Raw genomic sequence first — 23,398 nt, forward strand, 5'->3', positions numbered from 1 at the left:
TTGCTTTCTCAGCCCGCCCGCCGGAACTGCCGGGTTTCACGATGCCCGGCCGGTTGCCGGTCGGGTGCCAGCACGAATTGTCCGAGCCTGCCGTCCATCTCTCCCGCTTCGGAGGCGAGGTTGTGAATAGCGGCCGTCGTTTCTTCCACCATGGCGGCGTTCTGCTGGGTCATGGTGTCCAGGGTGGTGACGGTGCTGTTGATTTCCGAAAGCGTATGCGCCTCCTCGCGGGTGGACACCATGATCTCCTCGATGCGGGAGCTGATGGTCTGCACATGCTGGCCGATGCCGGTCAGCGAAGTGCCCGCCTTTTCGACCAGCGCCACGCCGGTTGAAACCTCGTCGGTGGAGCGCTTCAGCAGGCTGGTGATTTCTTTCGCTGCGGCGGCCGAACGTTGCGCCAGTTCGCGCACCTCCTGCGCCACGACGGCAAAGCCCCTGCCGGCGTCGCCAGCGCGGGCGGCCTCGACACCCGCATTGAGGGCGAGAAGGTTGGTCTGGAAGGCGATTTCGTCGATGACGCCGATGATCTGGTTGATCTGGCGCGACGAGGTCTGGATTGCCTCCATGGCGGCGATGGTCTGCTCCATGACTCGGCTCGAGGCGGTGGCCTCTGCGCTGGCGTCGCTGGCGATCCGTGTCGCCTGTTCGGCGCGTTCGATCTGGTCGCGGACGGCTTCGGTGATTGCCTTGATGGCGCTTGCCGTCTCGGTAATGGAAGCGGCCTGCCGTTCGGTGCGTTCCGCCAGCTGGTCTGCACCCACCCGCATTTCCTCCGAGCCGCCGCGAACTGCGGCGGAATTACCGCCGATGGCCTGCATGGTCTCGCTAAGCCTCGCAAGCGCCGTATTGAAGTTGTGGCGCAGGCTTTCGAGATCGTCGGGGAAGACGGTCTCAATGCGATAGGCGAGATTGCCGTTGGCCAGCCGGTTCAGCCCTTCGTCCAGAGAATGAACGACCATTTGCAGGGTGCCGGCCTCGGCTTCCCGTTCCGCAAGATGCGCGCGGCGTTCCGTTTCGGCTTCTTCTCGCGTGCGCGATGCCGTCGCTTCCATTTCCCGCTGCAGGATGAGTTTTTCGCGGAAGCTGCCCAGCGCACGCGCCATGCGGCCGATTTCGTCGTTGCGGTCCTGATTGCCGATCTCGGCATCGAGACGGCCCGCCGCTACCTCGCCGGTCAGTCCGGCAAGCTTTTCCAGCGGGGCGAACAGACGCCGCGCGAAAAAGGCTGTTGCCGCACACATGGCGGCCAGGACGCAAAGGCCGATCGCTGCAAGCGTGCCGGCAATCGAGATGGAGCCCGCGTTCAACTCGCTGCGCAACATGCTTTCCACCGCGAGATATTTTTCACCGGCAAAGGAGAAGGGACGGGCATAGGCATTGGCCTCGCCGTCCGGGCGGTCGATCTTGGCAATCGTCATGCCAGCCGCATTCAGCGCTTGCGCGTGGAAGCCGTAGATTACCGGATCGAGGCTGACGAGCCCGGTGCCGTCCACGCCCAGAACCTTGCCGTCGGGAGAAATGATTGCGGATTGTTCGGAGCTGCCGGCGGCAACGCCTTTCGCGAGTATATGGCCGAAGACCTCTTGCTTGACACGGAAGAGGACGATGCCCTTGAACGCACCGAATTTGACAACCGGAATGCCGAAATAGATGCCGGCCTCATTCGTCGCGGCGTCGATCCGCAAGCCGGAGAAACTCGTCTGCGCAACGTCGTTCACGGCTTTTTCGGCACTAGCGGCCCCACGGGCAAAGGCTGTGCCGAGGCCGCTATCCGCCCAGGCGCCGCCCGTGACGGTTTCCCCGAAAGCCGATCCTTTCAGATAGGAGTAATAGACCGTGCCGGCGGGATCGACGAAGAGAACATCGCTGAAGGGAGTTCCGTTGAGATAGCCGCCGATATCCGTCTGGGTTTTTTCATGGGTGGAATAATAAAAGCCGCTCGGGTTTTCAGGCTTGATGAGCTTTTCCTTTTCGCCGAAGGGGTTCTCCTTGACGAAGACGCGTTGCAGTTCCGCCTTTGCGTCGCCGGAATTTTTCTGCACCGTGCCCCAGCCGCTGCGCATGGAAACCACCGCCATTTGCAGGGATTCGATCTTGGCGATGGAAACCGCCTGCGTTTCGAGCTGCTCAAGACGTTCCTGCAGCATATCGCCCCGGAAGACGAGAATGCTTTCCATGGATTTCGACGCCTGTTCCTCCAGAACGCCGCTGCTGCTTTGATAGCCGAGAAGCGTGAGAGCCCCGGTCGAGATCGTCATCAGCGCAAGGAAGATCGCGAGCACTTTGGTGGATATGGAATGAAAACGGTTCAGCATGGCCGATGCAGCCCCCAATGCCGGATCAGTTCCCGCGCCATGCATGCACGGCGCCATCGGACGGCTGATATGGCGAAAATATTGTGCTGCGGATCATCATGTCCGCAGCTCCCCTTTTTTGATTTTGTGCGGGAACAATGCGGTACGCGGTTTAAGCAGAGGTAAATGCTGCACTGCAAATTTGATCAATGTTGTCGTTTTGTTCACTTATCGCTGGCAGGGTCGCAACCGAAAAGATAGGGTGCCTCATGCAAAAGACGATTCGAATCATCGGTATCGACCCCGGGTTGCGGCGCACCGGATGGGGTGTCATCGAAACCCTCGGCAACAGCCTTCGGTTTGTCGCCTCCGGTACCGTGACGTCGGATGGCGACATGGACCTTGCCTCCCGGCTGTGCCAGCTGCATGACGGGCTGGCGGACGTCGTACACAGCCATCAGCCCGACGAGGCGGCGGTGGAGCAGACGTTCGTGAACAAGGATGCGGTCGCCACGCTGAAACTCGGTCAGGCGCGCGGCATCGCCATGCTGGTTCCGGCGCGGGCGGGATTACCTGTCTTCGAATATGCGCCGAATGCGGTTAAGAAGGCCGTCATCGGCGTGGGGCACGGCGAAAAGCAGCAAATCCACATGATGCTGAAAATCCTGATGCCGAAGGCCGAATTCAAGGGTAACGATGCGGCGGACGCTTTGGCGATCGCAATTTGCCACGCCCATAATCGCGGCGGCGACAGGATGGCGCGGCTTTTGGCGGCCGGTTGAATATTTGAAGTCTCATTGAGCGGGCGGCATCATGATCGGAAAACTTAAAGGCACCATCGAGGAAATCGGCACGGATTACGTGCTGGTGGATGTGCACGGCGTCTGTTACGTGGCCAGTTGCTCGGCCCGGACACTTTCGAAAATCGGCTCCGCTGGCGAAGCGGTGGTCCTCTTCATTGAAACCTATGTGCGCGAAGACCAGCTGAAGCTGTTCGGTTTTCTGTCGGCGCTTGAGCGGGAATGGTTCAATCTGCTGCAGAGCGTGCAGGGGGTCGGCTCGAAAGTAGCGCTGGCAATGCTGTCCACCCTGTCCCCTTCCGAACTCGCCAATGCGATAGCGCTACAGGACAAGGTGATGATTTCGCGTGCGCCGGGCGTCGGGCCGAAAGTGGCGGTGCGCATCGTCACTGAACTTCGCAACAAGGCACCGGCTTTTGCCGGAGAGGCTGCGGCTTCCATCGGGCTCAAGCAGGAGCTTGGCGAAGGTGTGGCCTCCGCGCCGGTTGCGGATGCCGTTTCCGCGCTCACCAATCTCGGTTATTCGCGCGACCAGGCCGCAAATGCGGTTGCCGCCGCGCTGAAGAATGGCGGGGAGGGCGGCGACAGTGCCAAACTCATCCGGCTCGGCCTGCGCGAACTTTCACGCTAAGCTGCGCGCAGCAAGCGAACGAAGCCGGGTGCGATGCTGAATTTCGTGAAGCGCCTTCGTGCGACAGTCGTGATATAGCGGCGAAGACCATCTCTTGAATTGGTTTAGAACAATGGAATGCCCTCTATGAGCGATGCGGACAGACTGATTTCGGCGGACAAGCGCGGTGAAGATATTGACACCACCATGCGTCCGCAGTCGCTGGACGATTTTACCGGCCAGGCGGAGGCCCGCGCCAATCTCAAGGTATTTATCGAAGCCGCCAAGAACCGCGGCGAGGCGCTGGATCATGTGTTGTTCGTGGGACCGCCCGGCCTTGGCAAAACCACGTTGGCGCAGATCATGGCCAAGGAGCTTGGCGTCAACTTCAGGTCCACCTCCGGACCGGTGATTGCCAAGGCGGGCGATCTCGCCGCACTTCTGACCAATCTCGAGGAGCGCGACGTGCTCTTCATCGATGAAATCCACCGTCTTAACCCGGCAGTCGAGGAAATTCTCTATCCGGCGATGGAGGATTTCCAGCTCGACCTCATCATCGGGGAGGGGCCGGCGGCCCGTTCGGTGAAGATCGACCTTTCCAAATTCACCCTCGTTGCCGCGACCACGCGTCTCGGCCTTCTGACGACGCCGCTGCGCGACCGTTTCGGTATTCCCGTCCGGCTGGCCTTCTACACTGTCGATGAACTGGAACTGATCGTTCGGCGCGGGGCGCGGCTGATGGGGCTGAACATGACCGACGGGGGCGCGCGCGAGATCGCGAGGCGCGCACGCGGCACGCCGCGCATCGCCGGACGGCTTTTGCGCCGGGTGCGTGATTTTGCCGAGGTGGCGCGGGCGGAAGCCGTCACACGCGAGATCGCCGACGAGGCGCTGACGCGGCTGCTCGTCGACAAAATGGGTCTCGACCAGCTGGACATGCGTTATCTGACCATGATCGCGGTCAATTTCGGCGGCGGTCCGGTCGGTATCGAGACCATTGCTGCCGGTCTGTCGGAACCGCGCGACGCGATCGAGGATATCATCGAGCCCTATATGATCCAGCAGGGTTTCATCCAGCGTACGCCACGCGGCCGAATTCTGACCGGTACGGCCTGGAAACATCTGGGCATGCAGCCTCCCAAGGATATCGAAGCTGCGCAGTTCCGGCTCACCCTGGAAGAGGATTGAGCGAAAAGGGAGAGGCATATGCCGGAATATGATTCTTCGCGGGTTTTTCGCAAACTTGCACGCAACAACCGGCTGGCCAATTTCCGGCTGCATCACGCCTGTCTTCAGCTTTCGCAAGAGGAGTTCGTGGCTCCTCGGGTCAGCTTCTTTCCCACCCTTCGCGCAACCCTGAACCACATCTACACCGTCGACCGTTTTTATATCGACGCCATCAAAGGCGGGACGCTCGGCCTTGACGCCTTTGCCGAGGAGGAACCTTTCGCCACCATGGTGGAACTGCGCATCGCCCAGGCGGAACTTGATGAGGCGTTGATCGCCTTTGTCGATAGGCTTGATGGAGAGGGCCTCGCTGCCACCGTCAATATTCATCGTGGCACGCGCATTCAGCAGGATCGTTGCGACGATGTCCTGTCCCATCTCTTTCAGCACCAGACGCATCATCGCGGGCAGGCGCATGCGATGTTGTCCGGCACCATGATCGAACCGCCGCAGCTGGATGAATTCATTGTGGGAGATGACGCAAAGGCGAGAAAAGCCGAGATGGATGCGTTAGGGTGGACGGAAGCCGATTTGATGTTTCCAGCCCGCAGGTCCAGTTAATGACACAAGATACCAAAGTGCAGGACACCCGTATCCGCATGAAATTCAAGCCGAAGCGCATTTTCCAGATGCGCGTTGCAGGGCTGGCGTTTCGTGATGGCCATGTGCTGGTGCACCGGGCGTCGCACGAAAAATTCTGGACCTTTCCGGGTGGCCGCGCCGAAATGGGCGAGCGTTCCGAAGAAACGCTGGCGCGTGAGATGGTGGAGGAGCTTGGCGTCGAGGCGAAGGTCGGGCGGCTTTTGTGGGCGGTCGAGAATTTTTTCCATTATGAGGGCAAGGACTGGCACGAACTCGGTTTCTATTACCTGATGGACCTGCCGGAGACGCTTGCCTTTCATCCAACGGATATCATTCACCGCGTTCAGGATGGCGACAACGAGCTTGAGTTTCGCTGGGTCGCCGCGACCCGTGAGGCATTGACCGAACTCGATATTCCGCCCTATTTCATCGCCGATGAAATAGAACACTTGCCGCAAACCACGAGACATCTTGTCTGGCACGACGGCGATCTGGACGATAAATGACTTCTGCCCCTGTAACGAGGCGCCACGAGCATCTCATCGTCCGCGAGGGCCGTTCAGGCGCGGTCGATTTTTTCAAGGAGACATCATGAGCGAGCTTGTGGTTTCGCTTTCAGGCGAACTCATCGAACATGGGCACCGCCTGACACAGCGGGTCTATTATGAGGACACGGATTTTTCCGGTCTCGTTTATCACGCGCGTTATCTGCATTTTCTCGAGCGCGGGCGCACCGATTACCTGCGTTGCCTTGGCTGCGAACAAAGCGCGCTTCTGACCGCCGACGAAGAAGGTCTTGTCTTCGTCGTTCATCGCATGGAGATTGATTTCAAGAGCCCGGCGCGGATGGATGACGTGTTGACGATCACCACCGTTACCGAAAAGGCCGGCGGTGCAAAAATGGTGCTCAATCAGGAGATTCGGCGCGGCGAAACACTGCTTGTCGCCGCCAAGGTCATCATCGCCGTCATCAATGCCAATGGCCGGCCGAGGCGTCTTCCGGAGGCGGTTGCCGAAAAATTCTTGAAGTAAGTTCAGGGCCGGTCCAGTAAATCCATCAAGCGTGGCGCGGTTGTAACACTCCTTTAACCATAATGGTGTCTTACTTTAGCAACTGGCATTTGTGCGGCGCACGCCTTCCTTTCACCAAATTTATTGGCAAGTAAGGCTTACTGGCAAGTATCGGGGTATGGCAAAGGGGTTGGCGGCTGTTGCCGCAGGACTTCGAGCGTTAACACGCGTTTGAATCGCCCGGTCCCGCACCGGGCGTTTGGATTCGGGGATTGGATAATTATGGAACAGGCAGGTTTGGCAGCGGCGACGCACGATGTAAGTCTCTGGGCGCTGTTTATGCAGGCGGGCCTCATCGTGAAGTTCGTGATGATCGGACTGATCGCCGCCTCGGTCTGGACGTGGGCGATCGTCTTCGACAAATACGTAAGCTTCGGCAAGGCAAAGCGCCAGTTCGACCAGTTCGAACAGGTCTTCTGGTCGGGCCAGTCGCTTGAGGAGCTTTACCGCACGCTGGCAGAACGCCAGAATGTCGGTCTTGCGGCAATTTTCGTTTCCGCCATGCGGGAATGGAAGAAATCATTCGAACGCGGCGCGCGTTCGCCCATCGGTCTGCAAATGCGTATCGACCGGGCAATGGACGTGACGATCGCCCGTGAAGGCGAACAATACGAGGCTCGCCTCGGTTCGCTCGCCACCATCGGTTCGGCAGGTCCGTTCATCGGTCTGTTCGGCACGGTCGTCGGTATCATGACGTCGTTCCAGGCGATCGCCGGTTCCAAGTCCACCAACCTTGCGGTTGTGGCGCCGGGTATCGCGGAAGCGCTTCTGGCAACGGCCATCGGTCTCGTGGCGGCTATTCCGGCGGTTATCGCCTACAACAAGTTCACGGCCGACGCGCACAAGCTTTCCGCCCGGATGGAAGGTTTCGCCGACGAGTTTTCCGCGATCCTGTCGCGCCAGATCGATGAAAAACTTCAGACGCGGCAGGCCGCCCAATAAGCGGCCCCAATTTACATGCTGTGCAGTAATTTGCCGCAAGGCAAAATGGAGTAGATGGTATGGGTATGTCAGCAGGTGGCAGCAGCGGTGGTTCCGGTGGACGCCGGGGACGCGGTGGACGTCGCAGGAGCGGCGCGATCAGCGAGATCAACGTGACGCCGCTGGTCGACGTCATGCTCGTGCTGCTCATCATCTTCATGGTGGCCGCACCGATGATGACGGTCGGCGTTCCGATCGACCTGCCGCAGACATCCGCCAACGCGCTGAATTCGGATACGCAGCCGATCACGATTTCCGTCAATGCCAATGGTCAGATTCATTTGCAGGAAACGGAAATCCAGGCGGCCGAGGTAGCCGACAAGCTGCAGGCGATCGCCACGACAGGTTATAACGAACGCATTTTCGTGCGCGCTGATTCCGTTGCCGCATACGGCGTCGTTGCCGACGTGATGGCGCGTATCCAGGCGGCGGGCTTCAAGAATATCGGCCTTGTAACCCAGCAGAAACAGGACAATTGACGTAAAGCGATGAAGGGCAGCCTTACCACATCCGCGATCGTGCACGTGTCGCTTCTGGCTTTCGCCCTGGTTTCCCTGGGCTCGCCGGAGCCGCTTGACGTGTCGCAGGCGGAGGCCTTGCCTGTGGAGCTGGTGCCGATCGAGGAATTGAGCCAGATCCAGCAGGGCGACAAAAAAGCGCCGAAAGCGGAGAAGTCTGCCCCGGTTCCGACCACGCGTCCGGATATCGTCGAGAACGCCCAGAATGTCGGCAACAACGTAGCTGACATTGAAGCGCCGCCGACGCCTACGACAAAGCCCAACGACAATATCAGCGCCGCTGCTCCGCCAAAGCAGGAAAAGCCGCAACCGGTCGTCGATACCAAGGCGAACGAGGTGAAGGAAATCGTCAAGGAAGAGACCTCGGCTCCCAAGCCGCAGGAAATGGCCGCCTTGCCGCAGACCAAGCCTGAAATCGCGCCGCAGCCGAAGACCGAGCCGCCGCCGCAGGAAACCAAGACGGAAGAGCCGCCGCCCGTGCAGCAGGAGCCGGCCGAAATTCCCGTGCCGCCAAACGTTCCGCGCCCGAATTCCCGTCCCGAACCGCCGAAGCCGGAAGAACCGAAACAGGCCGAAACCAAGCCCGCCGAGCAGAAGCCCGCCGAAAAGCCGGCGGAGACCAAGCCCGACCAGGCGAAGTCCACGGACAAACCTTCCGACAAGAAGCCGGGCGAGAAAAAGCAGGAAACGGCGAAGTCCGCTTCGTCGAAGCAAAGCGATTTTAACGCCGACGACGTTGCCGCTCTGTTGAACAAGCAGGAGCCTTCAGGTGGCGGGGCCAAGCGCTCTACCCAGCAGGCATCGCTTGGCGGCAAAAAGACGACGGGCGGCTCGACGCTCAGCCAGACGGAAATGGATGCGCTGCGTGGCGCGATCCAGAAGAACTGGCAGATCATTCCCGGCATGGCGGATGCCTCGGACGTTCGCGTTCGGGTCACCATGAAGCTTGACCGTGATGGAACCATCATCGGCCGGCCCGAGATCGAGGCAACGGGTGGTTCCGAGGGAACGCGCCGCGCTCTTTCCGGCGGGGCTTATCGCGCCATCATGCGTTCTGCTCCGTTCACGAACCTTCCTGCCGACAAATATGATGCATGGAACGAAGTCGTAGTGAATTTCGATCCCAGTGAATTGCTATGAATGCTGAAAGGCCTGGCAACATGAAGATATTTTCGCCGATCCGGCTGGTGCTCGCTGTCGCGGCCCTCATGTCGGTTTTCTCCGCACCGGCTTTTGCACGGGTGGAAATCAACATCAACAAGGGTAACGTCGAGCCCTTGCCCATCGCCATCACCGACTTCATATCCGGCGACGGCATTGGCGCGCAGGTTTCGGCCGTCATCGCGGCCGATCTGCAGCGCTCGGGCCTGTTCGCGCCGGTCAACAAGAGCGCCTTCATCGAAAAAATCGCCAACCCGGATCAGCAGCCGCGTTTTGAGGACTGGAAGGTCATCAACGCCCAGGCGCTTGTGACCGGGCGCGTGACCCGCGAAAGCGATGGCCGTCTGCGCGCCGAGTTCCGCCTGTGGGATACTTTCGCGGGCCAGCAGATGACCGGGCAGCAATTCTTCACGCAGCCGGAAAACTGGCGTCGTGTGGCCCATATCATCGCGGACGCCATTTATGAGCGCGTCACGGGTGAAAAGGGCTATTTCGATACCCGTGTCGTTTTCGTTTCCGAAAGCGGCCCGAAGACGGCGCGCAAGCGTCAGCTGTCGATCATGGACCAGGACGGTTTCAACGTCCGCAATCTCACCAATTCGAACGACATCGTTCTGACGCCACGTTTTTCGCCCAACCGTCAGGAAGTCACTTACATGTCCTTCGAAGGCCAGCAACCACGCGTCTATCTGTTGCAGCTGGAAACCGGACAGCGCGAAGTGGTGGGCAACTTCCCCGGCATGACGTTCTCGCCGCGCTTCTCGCCGGATGGCCAGAAGGTCATCATGAGCCTTCAGCAGGACGGCAACGCCAACATCTACACCATGGACCTGCGCTCGCGCACCACGACGCGCCTGACGAACACCTCCGCGATCGATACGGCGCCGTCATTTTCGCCGGACGGGCAGCGTGTTGCCTTTGAAAGCGACCGTGGTGGCCGCCAGCAGATCTATGTGATGAATGCCGATGGTTCCGGCCAGCAGCGCCTTTCTTTCGGCGATGGTTCCTATTCCACCCCGGTATGGTCGCCGCGCGGCGATCTGATCGCCTTCACCAAGCAGTCGGGTGGGAAGTTCTCGATCGGCGTGATGAAGACCGACGGTTCGGGTGAGCGCATCCTGACCAGCGGCTTCCACAATGAGGGTCCGACCTGGGCGCCGAATGGCCGCGTGCTGATGTTCTTCCGCCAGAACGCCGGCGCTGGTGGCCCGCAGCTCTACTCGATCGACCTGACGGGCTACAACGAACAGCTCATCAAGACCCCCACCTTCGCTTCGGATCCGGCCTGGTCGCCGCTTCTGGACTGATATTGACTGCCATGACGGCGCCGGAAAAACCGGCGCCGTCATGTTTTGACCGCACCGTGCGGGAAATGCCTCTTTCTTGCCGCAAAGTGTTGTGAGGGAGCAAAAAAGTGGGACATTTCCTTTCTGTTAACCATAAGCGTTTGTCGGCTATTAACCTCGATCCGTTAGTGTCTGGCAACGTTATTGAAATTCCAAGGAGAGACCGGCGATGAGCCGTACACACACTTCGGCACTCAGCCCGATGCAGAAACTGGCCCGTAACCCCGCTGTTATTGCCATGACGCTCGCTCTTGCTCTCGCAGGCTGCGCGAACAAGAAGAACATGCCGAACAGCGCCGGTGAACTCGGTCTTGGCGGTGCGGGTTCTGCGACGCCGGGCTCCCAGCAGGACTTCACGGTCAATGTCGGCGACCGCATCTTCTTCGATACGGACTCGACCTCGATCCGAGCCGATGCGCAGCAGACGCTGCAGCGCCAGGCGCAGTGGCTTTCCCGCTACCCGAACTACGCGATCACCGTCGAAGGCCATGCCGACGAACGCGGTACGCGTGAATACAACCTGGCGCTCGGCGCCCGTCGTGCCGCTGCGACCCGCGACTTCCTGGCTTCCCAGGGCGTTCCGGCAGGCCGCATGAAGACGATCTCCTACGGTAAGGAAAAGCCGGTCGCCGTTTGCGACGACATTTCCTGCTGGTCGCAGAACCGCCGCGCCGTGACGGTTCTCGGTGGCGCGGGCATGTGATCGCCTGACGCTTTTGTGATCTTGAATGGAAGGCGGTCTATGGGCCGCCTTTCGTTTTTTTCATAGTTTGGCCGAAGTTAAGTTGCTTTTTCGGTTGATATGGAAAAAATCCGGCTTGCGCCATTCCGGTGCAAATCAGTTAAGGCAGGACGAATGAGATGAAGAAACTTGTCGTGGCGGGAATGCTGGGGCTTGCAGCCTGCACCGGCCTGAGCGGCACAGCCGTTTCGGGTCCGCTGTTCGGTGCGGGGGGTAGCTTCGGCACGTTCAACTCTCAGCAGGCCCCGGTCGTCCGGGTTCAGGCCAATGAAGCCTATAAGGTTCAGCAGCTTGAAGAACAGATCCGGCAGCTCAACGGCCGCATCGAAGAAATGAGCTTCCAGCTTTTGCAGATGCAGGAAACGATCCGCAAGGCGCAGGAAGACAATGAGTTCCGCTTCCAGGAACTGGAAGGCGGCAATGCCGGCGGCAAGGGCGCAAGTCCGACGACGCCGAAAAAGAAGGCGGAGGTCACTCCGACCACCCCGCCGAGTGACGACGTTGCAACAATCATCGAAACGCCACCTCAGGGTGGCGCTTCCGTTTCGCCGTCCGCCCCGGCCAATGCGCCGAGCGCACCGGCAGAGACGACGCTTGGCTCCATCGAACTTGATTCCAAGGGCATGCCGATCGGCGGCTCATTGAACCAGGGTGCCAATAATTCTTCCGGCAGTCTTCCGGGTGTCACCACCGGCAACGGTTCGCGCAAGACCGATCCGGTCAACACGGCGGCGCTGACAAGCGAAAGCGATATCTATCAGGCTGCTTACGGCCATGTTCTTTCCGGCGACTACAAGCTGGCGGAGCAGGGGTTCCAGCAATATCTCCAGGGTTACCCCAAGGGCACCAAGGCCGCGGATGCCAGCTTCTGGCTGGGGGAGGCGCAATATTCGCAGGGCAAGTTCAACGAGGCGGCGAAAACCTTCCTGAACGGCCACCAGACCTATGGCAAATCTCCGAAAGCGCCGGAAATGCTGATGAAACTTGGCATGTCGCTTGCGGCTCTGGACAATACCGAAACCGCCTGCGCCACGTTGCGCGAGGTGCCGAAGCGTTATCCCAGTGCTTCGAAGACCGTGTTGAACAAGGTTGCCAGCGAACAGAAGCGGCTGAGCTGCTGATTTTTCTCCTGCCATGGCGGCGGTTTTTCCATGCCGGTTGATGCCCGCATTTTGAACGAAAAAACAGTTGCGCCGCTTGCGGCGGCAAGGTCCTTCGTCGAAAAACTTCACAAACCCACCCATATTCTCATCGCAATCTCCGGCGGCAGCGATTCCACCGGTCTGTTGCTGGCATTGTATGAGGTGATGGAGGAGATCGGTCGCGAGCGGGTGCAGCTTTCCGCCGTCACGGTCGACCATGCACTGAGAGCGGAATCCGCCGATGAGGCCCATAAGGTCTCCATGCTTTGCGCCGAACTCGGCATTCCCCATGCCGTGCGCCGATGGGATGGCGTCAAACCCGCTTCAGGCATTTCCGAAGCCTCGCGCCTCGCCCGATATCGCCTGATCGCCGAGGTTGCCCGTGACATTGGCGCGGATCTTGTCGTGACAGGGCATACGATCGGCGACCAGCGGGAAACCGTCGCGATGCGCGCCGCCCGGAATAGTGGCGTTGACAATCTCGGTCTCTCCGGAATGGCTGATGCCGTCCTATACGACAGGCGTCACTGGATCATGCGGCCGTTCCTGACCTGTGAAAGACAGGCAATCCGCGATTTCGTCTCATCCCGTTCGCGGGGCTGGATTGACGATCCGAGCAATGAAAACGCCGGCTATGAACGCGTGCGGGTGCGACAGTCACTTCCCGGCTCCCCGGTGCAGGTCGATGCGGAGGCGGCAGTCAAAAGGCAGGCGCTTTCTGAAAAAACGGCCGCTTTCCTGCGCCGGTACGTTGATGTCTCTCAATCCGCGCTCGCCAGATTATCCGGCGACGGCCTGATGCCCGATCTTCCGGAATTCCGGCACGGTCTGGCGGCGCTCATCGCTACGCTCGGCGGCAGGGCCTATTTTCCGGCCGCAAGCAGCATGGAGCGGGTGTTGCTGTTTCTCAAAACGGGGGAGAACGGCCGGATGACGGCCGGTCGCGTTCTCCTCGATCGGCGGCGGGATGGGCTTTATCTTTTTCGCGAACATCGAAACCTGCCGGAGCTTCGCGTCGAGGCCGGCACTCAGGGATGGTGGGACGGTCGCTTCCTTGTGACAAACACATCGGCTTTTCCGGTGCATGTCGGGGCGGGCAGTGCTGCGGATGCGGCGGCACTTTTCCCGTTGGTGCCGGTTGGAGTGGCGAAACAGGCGATGGCGATCCTGCCGCAAATCGCCGCACCGGCCGCCGGCGCTTTGTCCTTGGCGGACACCGTCACCATCGCGCCGAGGCTCGCACCCTTCGACCTTTTCCTGCCGCGCTTCGACCTTGAGTTGGCGGATGCTATCGCCGTTTTATTTGGCCGCCCGGCATATCCACAGCCGCCGGTTTAAATCCGGCCTCTTTTTCGTGAATTGCCACGGAATACTTTTTACACCAAAACGCATCAGATAACGGCCTTCGCCTTGGCAACGGCAGATGTCGTCCTTATGTTAGGGGCGAGTAATGGCGGGCAGCAAACATGTCCGTGTGAGTTCGGGGAGTTCTATGAACCCAAATTTCAGAAATTTCGCCTTGTGGGCGGTGATTGCCCTTTTGCTGATCGCTTTGTTCAGCATGTTCCAGACCTCGCCGACGCAAACGAGTTCGCGTGAAATTCCGTATTCCCAGTTCATTCGCGATGTGGACTCCGGACGAGTTCGCGACGTGACCGTGACGGGAAACAGGGTTCTCGGAACCTATACCGAAAACGGTACGGCCTTTCAGACCTATTCCCCCGTCATCGACGACAGCCTGATGGAACGTTTGCAGAGCAAGAACGTCACCATCGTGGCACGTCCCGAGAGCGACGGTTCCTCTGGTTTTTTGAGCTATCTCGGCACGCTCTTGCCGATGTTCCTCATCCTTGGCGTCTGGCTGTTCTTCATGCGACAGATGCAGGGCGGCTCGCGCGGCGCGATGGGTTTTGGCAAGTCCAAGGCCAAGCTTCTGACGGAAGCGCATGGTCGGGTGACGTTTGACGACGTCGCAGGCGTGGACGAAGCCAAGCAGGACCTTGAGGAAATCGTGGAGTTTCTGCGCGACCCGCAGAAGTTCCAGCGCCTCGGCGGCAAAATTCCGCGCGGCGTGCTGCTGGTCGGCCCTCCCGGCACCGGTAAAACGCTTCTGGCGCGTTCCGTCGCTGGCGAAGCGAATGTGCCGTTCTTCACCATTTCCGGTTCGGACTTCGTGGAAATGTTTGTCGGCGTTGGCGCAAGCCGTGTGCGTGACATGTTCGAACAGGCCAAGAAAAATGCGCCCTGCATCATCTTTATCGACGAAATCGATGCTGTCGGTCGTCATCGCGGCGCCGGTCTCGGCGGTGGTAATGACGAGCGCGAGCAGACGCTGAACCAGCTGCTGGTCGAGATGGACGGCTTCGAGGCCAATGAGGGCATCATCCTCATCGCCGCGACCAACCGTCCTGACGTTCTCGACCCGGCGCTTCTGCGTCCCGGCCGTTTCGACCGTCAGGTCGTCGTGCCAAACCCGGATATCGTCGGCCGCGAGCGCATCCTCAAGGTTCACATTCGCAACGTGCCGTTGGCCCCGAATGTCGATCTCAAGATTCTGGCCCGTGGCACGCCCGGTTTTTCGGGTGCAGACCTGATGAACCTCGTCAACGAAGCCGCCCTGATGGCCGCCCGCCGCAACAAGCGCGTGGTGACCATGCAGGAGTTCGAGGACGCCAAGGACAAGATCATGATGGGTGCGGAACGCCGCTCCTCCGCCATGACCGAGGCTGAAAAGAAATTGACGGCTTACCATGAGGCGGGACACGCGATTACCGCGCTGAAGGTCGCCATGGCCGATCCGTTGCACAAAGCGACGATCATACCTCGCGGCCGTGCCTTGGGTATGGTCATGCAGTTGCCGGAAGGCGACCGCTACTCCATGAGCTACAAATGGATGGTGTCGCGTCTGGTGATCATGATGGGTGGTCGCGTTGCCGAGGAATTGACCTTCGGCAAGGAGAACATCACCTCCGGTGCGTCTTCGGATATCGAGCAGGCCACCAAGCTTGCCCGCGCCATGGTGACGCAATGGGGCTTCTCCGATGCTCTAGGACAGGTATCCTACGGTGAGAACCAGCAGGAAGTGTTCCTTGGCCATTCCGTTTCGCAGTCCAAGAACGTTTCCGAGGCAACGGCTCAGACGATCGACACCGAAGTTCGCCGCCTGATCGACGAGGCCTATACTGAGGCACGGCGTATTCTGACGGACAACCATGACGGGTTTGTTGCGATTGCCGAGGGTCTTCTCGAATATGAGACCCTGACGGGTGACGAGATCAAGGCATTGCTGAGGGGCGAGAAGCCCGCGCGCGATCTGGGCGATGATTCTCCAGGCAGCCGTGGTTCGGCAGTGCCGAAAGCCGGCACCAAGAAGGACGGCCCAAGTGAAGCCAAGGGTGACGGCGAAGCCAAGGGCGACGGTGAGGCCGAAGGTGGCATGGAGCCGCAGCCGCACTGATCGCTTGAACACGGCGAGTGATTGTAAATGGCCACCCGGTTTTCCGGGTGGCCATTTCAGTTTGGTAACAAGATATAAGCCATTTTCGCGGTAATTTACGTGCTGTTTATCGTTGTTTGTGGCATCTAGCCAAAAATGCTTCCGGCTGTTTTCACCTTTTGCCGGAATGCCCGAAAGATTTGGAGTTCAAATGGCACGCCGTTATTTCGGAACCGATGGTATCCGCGGACAGTCGAACGTATTTCCCATGACACCGGATCTGGCGATGCGTGTGGGCATTGCGGTTGGAACGATCTTCCGCCGGGGCCATCATCGCCATCGCGTCGTGATCGGCAAGGATACGCGGCTTTCGGGGTATATGCTGGAAAATGCACTGGTTGCCGGTTTTACCGCAGCCGGCCTCGATGTCTTTCTGCTCGGGCCTATTCCCACGCCCGCCGTCGCGATGCTGACCCGTTCGCTGCGTGCCGATATCGGCGTGATGATCTCGGCGTCGCACAACCCCTTTTCCGACAACGGCATCAAGCTTTTCGGACCGGACGGCTACAAGCTCTCCGACGAACTGGAAATGGAAATCGAGGATATTCTCGACAAGGATATCTATGCCCAGCTTGCCAAGCCGAGCGAGATCGGTCGCGCCAAGCGCGTGGATGGCGATATTTACCGCTATATCGAATTCGTCAAACGCACCCTGCCGCGTGACGTGACGCTGAGCGGCCTCCGGATCGCCATCGACTGCGCCAACGGCGCTGCCTATAAGGTGGCCCCCGCAGCACTCTGGGAACTGGGGGCGGAAGTCGTCACCATCGGCAACGAGCCGAACGGTATCAATATCAACCTCGAATGCGGCTCCACCCATCCCGAAGCCCTGCAGAAGAAGGTGCATGAGGTGCGGGCTGATATCGGCATCGCGCTCGATGGCGATGCGGACCGTGTCATCATCGTCGACGAACGTGGTGAGATCGTCGACGGCGACCAGCTGATGGCGGTGATTGCCGATAGCTGGGCCGCCGACAACACGCTGCGCGGCGGCGGCATTGTCGCCACCGTGATGTCCAACCTCGGCCTGGAGCGCTTCCTTGGCGACAAGGGCCTCACCCTTGCCCGCACCAAGGTGGGCGACCGTTATGTCGTCGAGCATATGCGCAACCACAATTTCAACGTTGGCGGTGAGCAGTCCGGCCATATCGTGCTGTCGGATTACGGCACCACCGGTGATGGTCTCGTGGCGGCATTGCAGGTTCTCGCCAAGGTTAAACGCTCCGGCCTTACCGTCAGCGAGGTTTGCCGCAAGTTCGAGCCGGTGCCGCAACTCCTGAAAAACGTGCGTATTTCCGGCGGAAAACCGCTGGAAAACCCTGTTGTGCAGCAGGCGATCGCTGATGCGGAAAGCGCGTTGGCCAATAATGGCCGCCTCGTCATCCGCCCTTCCGGCACGGAACCGCTGATCCGTGTCATGGCGGAGGGCGACGACAGCGCGAAAGTGGAGCAGATCGTCAACGACCTTGTCGGCGTCATATCCAACGCCCGTTCCGCCGCGTAAGCTGCGCGGAGAAAGAAACGAAAAAGAAGCCGGCCTTCCAGCCGGTTTTTTCTTTTAGTGTTTCCTAATAAATATAGTGAATCATCGTGGTTAATCGGGACTTAACCATTTTACGTCAATCTCCATGACTGAACAGTTCACTGGCATCTGCTGTCGCAATCGCGCACGTGCCTCTTCAGGAGTGGAAGTCATGAAAAACGCCCTGGCCGGATTTCTGGCCGTTCTGCTGACCGGCACGAGCGCCGTCGGCGCAGATCTTTACCAGGCCGAACCCGCCCCGGCTTACGTCGAGGCCCCCGAAGTTCAGATCACGCAGGCGAGCGGCTGGTATTTGCGCGGCGACGTCGGTTATTCCTTCAACAAGCTGCGCGGCGCCCACTATTATCAGGGTGGACCCAGTGGTGATCTGAGGGATTTTGACACCGCGACGATGAAGGATAGTTATATCATCGGTGCCGGTGTCGGTTATCAGTTCAACAACTATTTTCGCAGTGACGTGACGTTTGACTATATGGGTAAGTCGGATTTCCGTGGTTCGACGAGCGGTGAATGTGGCTCCGTGACCGGTCCCTGTGTCTCGGCGGACCTCAGTGCGCTGCGGGCCTATACGCTCATGGCGAATGCCTATGTCGATCTCGGAACTTACGGTCGCATCACGCCTTATGTCGGCGGCGGTATCGGCGGCTCCTATGTCAAATGGGACAAGCTGCGCAACACCTCGTGCAGCACAAGCGGCCTCGGCTGCGATCCGACCACGGAACACGGTGGCAAGGGCAAGTGGCGTTTCGCCTACGCCCTGATGGCCGGCGCCTCCATCGACGTCACCTGTAACCTCAAGGCCGATATCGGCTACCGTTTCCGCCACATCAACAAGGGCGACATGTTCGGTTACGAGAACAATGGTGGCCCCGGCCGCGACAAGGGCCTCTATTCGCATGAAGTGCGTGTCGGCGGCCGTTATGTCTTCAATGGCTGCGATACCGCGCAATATATGCCGCCTGCCGATATTCCGTTGCAGCCTGCCGTTTATAAATAAACGTCACGCCGGACTGATAGTTTGAAACCGCCCGCATCCTCCTCGGATGCGGGCGGTTTTTTGTTTAGGGGTGTCTGACGCGGCGCATGACGCATATGGACCAAAATTTCCATGCGTAGCGACATATTCCGCTTGACGGAGGCCGGTGAGAGGAATAGCAACGGCGTCAGGACACTCCACCCTAACGTGGAGCGCCTATCTGGAAGGATAGTCAAAATGACAGATATCGTGAAGCCGGACGTGCGTCCGGGCAATACGCATTTTTCCTCTGGTCCCTGCTCGAAGCGTCCCGGTTGGTCGCTAGATGCTCTTTCCGATGCGCCGCTCGGTCGCTCGCATCGCGCCAAGGTTGGCAAAGCCAAGCTGAAGCAGGCCATCGATCTCACCCGTGAAATTTTGAGTGTTCCCGCCGATTATCGTATCGGCATCGTTCCTGCATCCGATACCGGCGCCGTTGAAATGGCGCTCTGGTCTCTGCTCGGCGAACGTGGCGTCGATATGGTCGCCTGGGAAAGCTTCGGTGCCGGCTGGGTCACCGACGTCGTCAAGCAGCTGAAGCTTAAGGACGTCCGCAAGTTCGAGGCCGATTACGGCCTGCTGCCGAACCTTGCCGAGGTCGATTTCGACCGTGACGTGGTTTTCACCTGGAACGGCACCACGTCAGGCGTTCGCGTTCCAAATGCCGATTTCATTCCTGATGACCGCAAAGGTCTGACGATCTGTGACGCCACCTCGGCGGCTTTTGCGCAGGATATGGACTTTACAAAGCTCGACGTCGTGACCTTCTCCTGGCAGAAGGTTCTGGGCGGCGAGGGCGGCCATGGCGTCATCATTCTTTCGCCCCGCGCTGTCGAGCGCCTCTTGAGCTACGCGCCGGCATGGCCTCTGCCGAAAATCTTCCGCATGGTTTCCGGCGGCAAGCTCATCGAAGGCATTTTCACCGGCGAAACCATCAACACGCCGTCGATGCTCTGCGTTGAGGACTATATCGACGCGCTGCTGTGGGCGAAGAACCTCGGTGGCCTGAAGGCGTTGATCGGCCGTGCCGATGCCAATGCCAAGGTCATTTACGACTTCATCGAGAAGAATAACTGGATCGCCAATCTGGCCGTCAAGCCGGAAACCCGCTCCAATACCTCCGTCTGCCTGAAGATCGTCGATCCCGACGTGGCTGCGCTGGACGCCGCCGCGCAGGCGGATTTCGCCAAGGGCATCGTTGCCCTGCTCGAAAAGGAAAATGTCGCCCTCGATATCGGCGCTTACCGCGACGCACCGTCCGGTCTGCGCATCTGGGCCGGCGCGACCATCGAGACGGCCGATATGGAAGCCGTCATGCCCTGGCTCGCCTGGGCGTACCAGACGCAGAAGGCAACGCTCTCCAAGGCTGCCGCCTGATTTTGATACCGGCCCTGCGCTGATGCAGGGCCGCCGATTTCCCGCTTTTAAAACTGCACCGCTTTTCAAGGAGCCCGTAAACCATGGCACCTCGCGTACTCGTATCTGACGAACTGTCGGAAACCGCCGTCCAGATCTTTCGTGATCGTGGCGTCGAAGTCGATTTCCAGCCGAAGCTCGGCAAGGACAAGGACAAGCTGGCTGAAATCATCGGCAATTACGATGGTCTTGCCATTCGTTCCGCCACCAAGGCGACCGAAAAGCTGATCGAGGCGGCGACCAACCTCAAGGTCATCGGCCGCGCCGGCATCGGTGTCGACAATGTCGATATTCCGGCCGCCTCGCGCCGTGGTATCATTGTCATGAACACGCCGTTCGGCAACTCCATCACCACCGCCGAACATGCGATTGCGCTGATGTTCGCCGTCGCGCGCCAGCTTCCGGCCGCCGATAGCTCCACGCAGGCGGGCAAGTGGGAAAAGTCGAAATTCATGGGTGTCGAAATCACCGGCAAGACACTCGGCGTCATCGGTGCCGGCAATATCGGCTCCATCGTCTGCTCGCGCGCACTTGGTCTCAAGATGCATGTTCTGGCCTACGACCCCTTCCTGTCGCCGGAGCGCGCGCAGGAAATGGGCGTGACCAAGGTTGAACTGGACGAGCTTCTGGCGCAGGCTGATTTCATCACCCTGCATGTGCCGATGACCGACAAGACACGTGGCATTCTGGGCGCTGAAAACCTTGCCAAGACCAAGAAGGGCGTGCGTATCGTCAACTGCGCCCGTGGCGGCCTGGTGGATGAGGCAGCCCTTGCCGAAGCCATCAAGTCGGGCCATGTCGCAGGCGCCGGTTTCGACGTGTTCGAAGTCGAACCCGCCACCGAAAGCCCGCTGTTCGGCCTGCCGAACGTCGTCTGCACGCCGCATCTTGGCGCATCGACCACGGAAGCGCAGGAAAACGTTGCCCTTCAGGTTGCCGAGCAGATGTCGGATTATCTGGTCAAGGGCGCCGTCTCCAACGCCATCAACATGCCGTCGATCACGGCGGAAGAAGCCCCGCGCCTGAAGCCCTTCATCCGTCTGGCGGATGTTCTCGGTTCTTTCGTCGGCCAGGTGCAGGAAAGCGCAACGAAGGAAATCGAAATCCTTTATGACGGTGCAACCGCCAACATGAACACCAAGGCGCTGACCAGCGCGCTGCTGGCCGGCCTCATCCGCACTCAGGTAGCGGATGTGAACATGGTTTCCGCACCTGTCATGATCAAGGAAAAGGGCATCATCCTGTCCGAAGTCAAGCGTGACAAGACCGGCGTTTACGACGGTTACATCAAGCTGACGGTCAAGACGGAAAACCAGATCCGCTCGGTCGCCGGCACGGTGTTTTCGGATGGCAAGCCGCGCTTCATCCAGATCAAGAACATCAACATGGATGCGGATGTCGGATCGCACATGATCTACATCACCAACACCGACGTTCCCGGCATGATCGGCTTCATGGGCACCACGCTCGGCGAGGCTGGCGTCAACATCGCCAACTTCCAGCTCGGCCGTGAAAAGGAAGCCGGCGACGCCATCGCGCTTCTTTATGTCGATGGTCCTGTCTCCGAAGATGTGCTGGACAAGCTGCGTGCCAACCCGGCGATCCGCCAGGTCAGGCCGCTGACCTTCAACATCGACTGATACCTATCGTTCCTCCCAAGGGGACAATGAGGCCCGGTGCAGGGGAAACCCTGTGCCGGGTTTTTTATCTCTGGAACCGCCGGTTTCAACGAAATACGCGCGCGTTTCCTCCACTGGTTGCATATCACGAAAAATTTAAGCCGCGCATACTAAAAATGATGATCATGAGTTGCTATATCGCCTGCTGACAGCTGCTCATGGGAGGGCGGCCAACAGGAGATAACAATGTTTGCTGCCTTTCGGCGCTTCAAGGGTTTGTTCGCAGTCGCCGCGCTTGGTATCGCGGTATCTTTCGTCGCCGTCGACATGGCGGAAGCACGCCGCGCCAGCGGCGGTTTTGGTAGCCGTGGCACAAGGACGTTTTCCGCGCCGCCATCGACCAGCACCGCACCCGGCCAGACCGCGCCGATCAACCGCAGCATGACGCCGAATACCCAGCAGAACCAGGCAACGCCCAGCGCGGCCCAGCCGGCCCGTCCCGGCGCACAGGCGCCGCAGCAGAGCCGTGGCCTGTTTGGCGGCATGATGGGTGGCCTTATGGGCGGCCTGTTGATGGGTGGCCTGTTCGGCATGCTGATGGGCGGCGGTTTTGGCGGCATGGCCGGTTTCTTCGGCATGTTGCTGCAGGCAGCGCTGATCGGCCTTCTGGTCATGTTCGCCATGCGCTTCTTCGCATCGCGCCGTCAGGGGCAGCCCGCTTTTGGCGCGGCAAACGGCTCGGCGCGCACGGATAATTCCGGCTCCTCCTTTAAGGGCGGTTCGCAGGCAGCACCTTCGACGTCCTCGTTCAAAATCCCGAAGATCGGCGCGCTTGCCGGTGCTGCGGGCGGCGCGGCCGTGGCTTCTGCCGCAACGGCGAAGCCGGTGGCGCATGCAAACGCCATTTCTGAAGGCGACGAGATCGGTGTTACGCAGGGCGACCTCGAAACTTTCCAGAAAATGCTGGAAGACGTTCAGTCTGCCTATTCGGCCGAGGATTACGGCACGTTGCGCAAGCTGACGACACCGGAAGCCATGTCTTATCTTGCCGAGGAACTGAGCGACAATGCCACGAGCGGCGTGAAAAACGACGTGCGCGACGTGAAGCTGCTGCAGGGCGACGTTGCCGAAGCCTGGCACGAAGAGGGCCAGGATTATGCGACGGTGGCCATGCGCTACTCCGCCATCGACATTATGCGCGATCGCACCTCGGGAAAGGTAATCGAGGGTGATGAGCAGCATCCGTCCGAAGCGGTGGAAATGTGGACCTTCGTACGCCGTGGCGGCAACGACAACTGGCAGGTCGCCGCTATTCAGGCCGCTGCCTGAGGCGACACATATTCCCTAGCTGAATGAAATGGCCCGGAGGTTTTACGAACCTCCGGGCTTTCGTTTGTCATGATTGGCGATGTCCGGATATCATTCCCCTTCGCGGCTTTTCCAGTGATTCTGCCGGTCGCTCGGCAAAACCGATGGGAGGGCAAAACACTCCCGAAAAACGATGATAAATCTAACGGGTGATATCTGCAGGCCCGTAAGCCGGGTTGTTCGCTTTTGTCCCTGCCATGCAAGGGTTTACGCGCTCGTTGTTGAGGCATCTCGCCGGCGCATGGCTTGGAGGCTCCACGGAATCGCCATTTTTTATTCATCCGGTGTTCAGTCCCTGCATCCTAACCAGAATGTACACACGTCAATGTTACTTTTCGCGCCGTTTCTAAACCGCTTTGGAAAGGAACCACAGGCGCAAAACAGCGTTGACAATCCAAACCCCGGCTCGCCCTCAGCAAGCCGGGCCGTGGCCGGGCGATGCACGGCCCGCGAGAATGGAGAGC

The 23,398-nt window shown here is 59.6% G+C and carries 20 protein-coding genes; 19 read left to right on the top strand and 1 reads right to left on the bottom strand.

Annotation, left to right across the window (positions count from 1 at the left end; all coding sequences use genetic code 11):
* Positions 1 to 8 precede the first annotated feature (8 nt).
* Positions 9 to 2,318, bottom strand: coding sequence for a methyl-accepting chemotaxis protein (locus tag RS75_RS18575; protein WP_045023239.1), 2,310 nt, complete (start codon positions 2,316 to 2,318; stop codon positions 9 to 11).
* A 248-nt stretch (positions 2,319 to 2,566) separates the two neighbouring features.
* On the opposite strand from RS75_RS18575, the gene ruvC reads away from it, so the two are divergent.
* The 19 genes from ruvC to RS75_RS26390 all read left to right on the top strand — a co-directional run bounded on the left by ruvC (position 2,567) and on the right by RS75_RS26390 (position 22,895).
* Positions 2,567 to 3,079: a crossover junction endodeoxyribonuclease RuvC gene (gene ruvC / locus RS75_RS18580; RefSeq protein WP_045023240.1), complete on the top strand. Its 513-nt coding sequence runs from the start codon at positions 2,567 to 2,569 to the stop codon at positions 3,077 to 3,079.
* 31 nt (positions 3,080 to 3,110) lie between these two features.
* The gene (gene ruvA / locus RS75_RS18585) at positions 3,111 to 3,728 is read left to right on the top strand and encodes a Holliday junction branch migration protein RuvA (protein ID WP_045023241.1); all 618 of its coding nucleotides are present in this window, start codon (positions 3,111 to 3,113) and stop codon (positions 3,726 to 3,728) included.
* A 126-nt stretch (positions 3,729 to 3,854) separates the two neighbouring features.
* On the top strand, positions 3,855 to 4,895 hold the full coding sequence (gene ruvB / locus RS75_RS18590; RefSeq protein ID WP_045023242.1) for a Holliday junction branch migration DNA helicase RuvB: 1,041 nt from the start codon (positions 3,855 to 3,857) through the stop codon (positions 4,893 to 4,895).
* A gap of 18 nt (positions 4,896 to 4,913) precedes the next feature.
* Complete coding sequence (locus tag RS75_RS18595) at positions 4,914 to 5,495, top strand: DinB family protein (protein WP_045023244.1); 582 nt, start codon at positions 4,914 to 4,916, stop codon at positions 5,493 to 5,495.
* Complete coding sequence (locus tag RS75_RS18600) at positions 5,495 to 6,022, top strand: NUDIX hydrolase (RefSeq protein WP_045023246.1); 528 nt, start codon at positions 5,495 to 5,497, stop codon at positions 6,020 to 6,022. The genes RS75_RS18595 and RS75_RS18600 overlap by 1 nt, the downstream gene beginning before the upstream one ends.
* An 85-nt stretch (positions 6,023 to 6,107) precedes the next feature.
* Entirely contained in the window at positions 6,108 to 6,548 is a 441-nt protein-coding gene (gene ybgC, locus RS75_RS18605) for a tol-pal system-associated acyl-CoA thioesterase (protein ID WP_045023248.1), read from the top strand.
* 261 nt (positions 6,549 to 6,809) lie between these two features.
* Positions 6,810 to 7,529, top strand: a complete 720-nt coding sequence (gene tolQ / locus RS75_RS18610; protein ID WP_003511390.1) for a protein TolQ — start codon at positions 6,810 to 6,812, stop codon at positions 7,527 to 7,529.
* A gap of 59 nt (positions 7,530 to 7,588) precedes the next feature.
* On the top strand, positions 7,589 to 8,047 hold the full coding sequence (gene tolR, locus RS75_RS18615; RefSeq protein ID WP_045023250.1) for a protein TolR: 459 nt from the start codon (positions 7,589 to 7,591) through the stop codon (positions 8,045 to 8,047).
* Between the two features lie 9 nt (positions 8,048 to 8,056).
* Positions 8,057 to 9,226 carry a hypothetical protein gene (locus RS75_RS18620; RefSeq protein WP_045023252.1) on the top strand — a complete coding sequence of 390 codons (1,170 nt, stop codon included), beginning with the start codon at positions 8,057 to 8,059 and terminating at the stop codon, positions 9,224 to 9,226.
* Positions 9,227 to 9,246: 20 nt separating this feature from the next.
* Positions 9,247 to 10,554: a Tol-Pal system beta propeller repeat protein TolB gene (gene tolB, locus RS75_RS18625; RefSeq protein WP_045023295.1), complete on the top strand. Its 1,308-nt coding sequence runs from the start codon at positions 9,247 to 9,249 to the stop codon at positions 10,552 to 10,554.
* A 208-nt stretch (positions 10,555 to 10,762) separates the two neighbouring features.
* Positions 10,763 to 11,296, top strand: coding sequence for a peptidoglycan-associated lipoprotein Pal (pal, locus tag RS75_RS18630; protein WP_045023254.1), 534 nt, complete (start codon positions 10,763 to 10,765; stop codon positions 11,294 to 11,296).
* 158 nt (positions 11,297 to 11,454) lie between these two features.
* Positions 11,455 to 12,456 carry a tol-pal system protein YbgF gene (gene ybgF / locus RS75_RS18635; RefSeq protein ID WP_045023256.1) on the top strand — a complete coding sequence of 334 codons (1,002 nt, stop codon included), beginning with the start codon at positions 11,455 to 11,457 and terminating at the stop codon, positions 12,454 to 12,456.
* Between the two features lie 30 nt (positions 12,457 to 12,486).
* Positions 12,487 to 13,815: a tRNA lysidine(34) synthetase TilS gene (tilS, locus tag RS75_RS18640; protein ID WP_045023258.1), complete on the top strand. Its 1,329-nt coding sequence runs from the start codon at positions 12,487 to 12,489 to the stop codon at positions 13,813 to 13,815.
* Between the two features lie 154 nt (positions 13,816 to 13,969).
* Positions 13,970 to 15,934 (top strand): ATP-dependent zinc metalloprotease FtsH, encoded by a 1,965-nt coding sequence (ftsH, locus tag RS75_RS18645; RefSeq protein ID WP_045023260.1) that lies wholly within the window; start codon positions 13,970 to 13,972, stop codon positions 15,932 to 15,934.
* A 190-nt stretch (positions 15,935 to 16,124) separates the two neighbouring features.
* A complete protein-coding gene (gene glmM / locus RS75_RS18650) occupies positions 16,125 to 17,477 on the top strand; it encodes a phosphoglucosamine mutase (protein ID WP_045023262.1) in 1,353 nt (450 codons plus the stop codon).
* Positions 17,478 to 17,667: 190 nt separating this feature from the next.
* Positions 17,668 to 18,513: an outer membrane protein gene (locus RS75_RS18655; protein WP_045023263.1), complete on the top strand. Its 846-nt coding sequence runs from the start codon at positions 17,668 to 17,670 to the stop codon at positions 18,511 to 18,513.
* A 216-nt stretch (positions 18,514 to 18,729) separates the two neighbouring features.
* On the top strand, positions 18,730 to 19,908 hold the full coding sequence (locus tag RS75_RS18660) for a phosphoserine transaminase (RefSeq protein ID WP_045023264.1): 1,179 nt from the start codon (positions 18,730 to 18,732) through the stop codon (positions 19,906 to 19,908).
* A gap of 83 nt (positions 19,909 to 19,991) precedes the next feature.
* On the top strand, positions 19,992 to 21,587 hold the full coding sequence (gene serA, locus RS75_RS18665; protein WP_045023265.1) for a phosphoglycerate dehydrogenase: 1,596 nt from the start codon (positions 19,992 to 19,994) through the stop codon (positions 21,585 to 21,587).
* Positions 21,588 to 21,812: 225 nt separating this feature from the next.
* Positions 21,813 to 22,895, top strand: a complete 1,083-nt coding sequence (locus RS75_RS26390; protein WP_045023266.1) for a Tim44 domain-containing protein — start codon at positions 21,813 to 21,815, stop codon at positions 22,893 to 22,895.
* Positions 22,896 to 23,398: the final 503 nt, after the last annotated feature.

This window comes from Rhizobium nepotum 39/7 (assembly GCF_000949865.1).
GTDB classification, from domain to species: Bacteria; Pseudomonadota; Alphaproteobacteria; order Rhizobiales; family Rhizobiaceae; genus Agrobacterium; species Agrobacterium nepotum.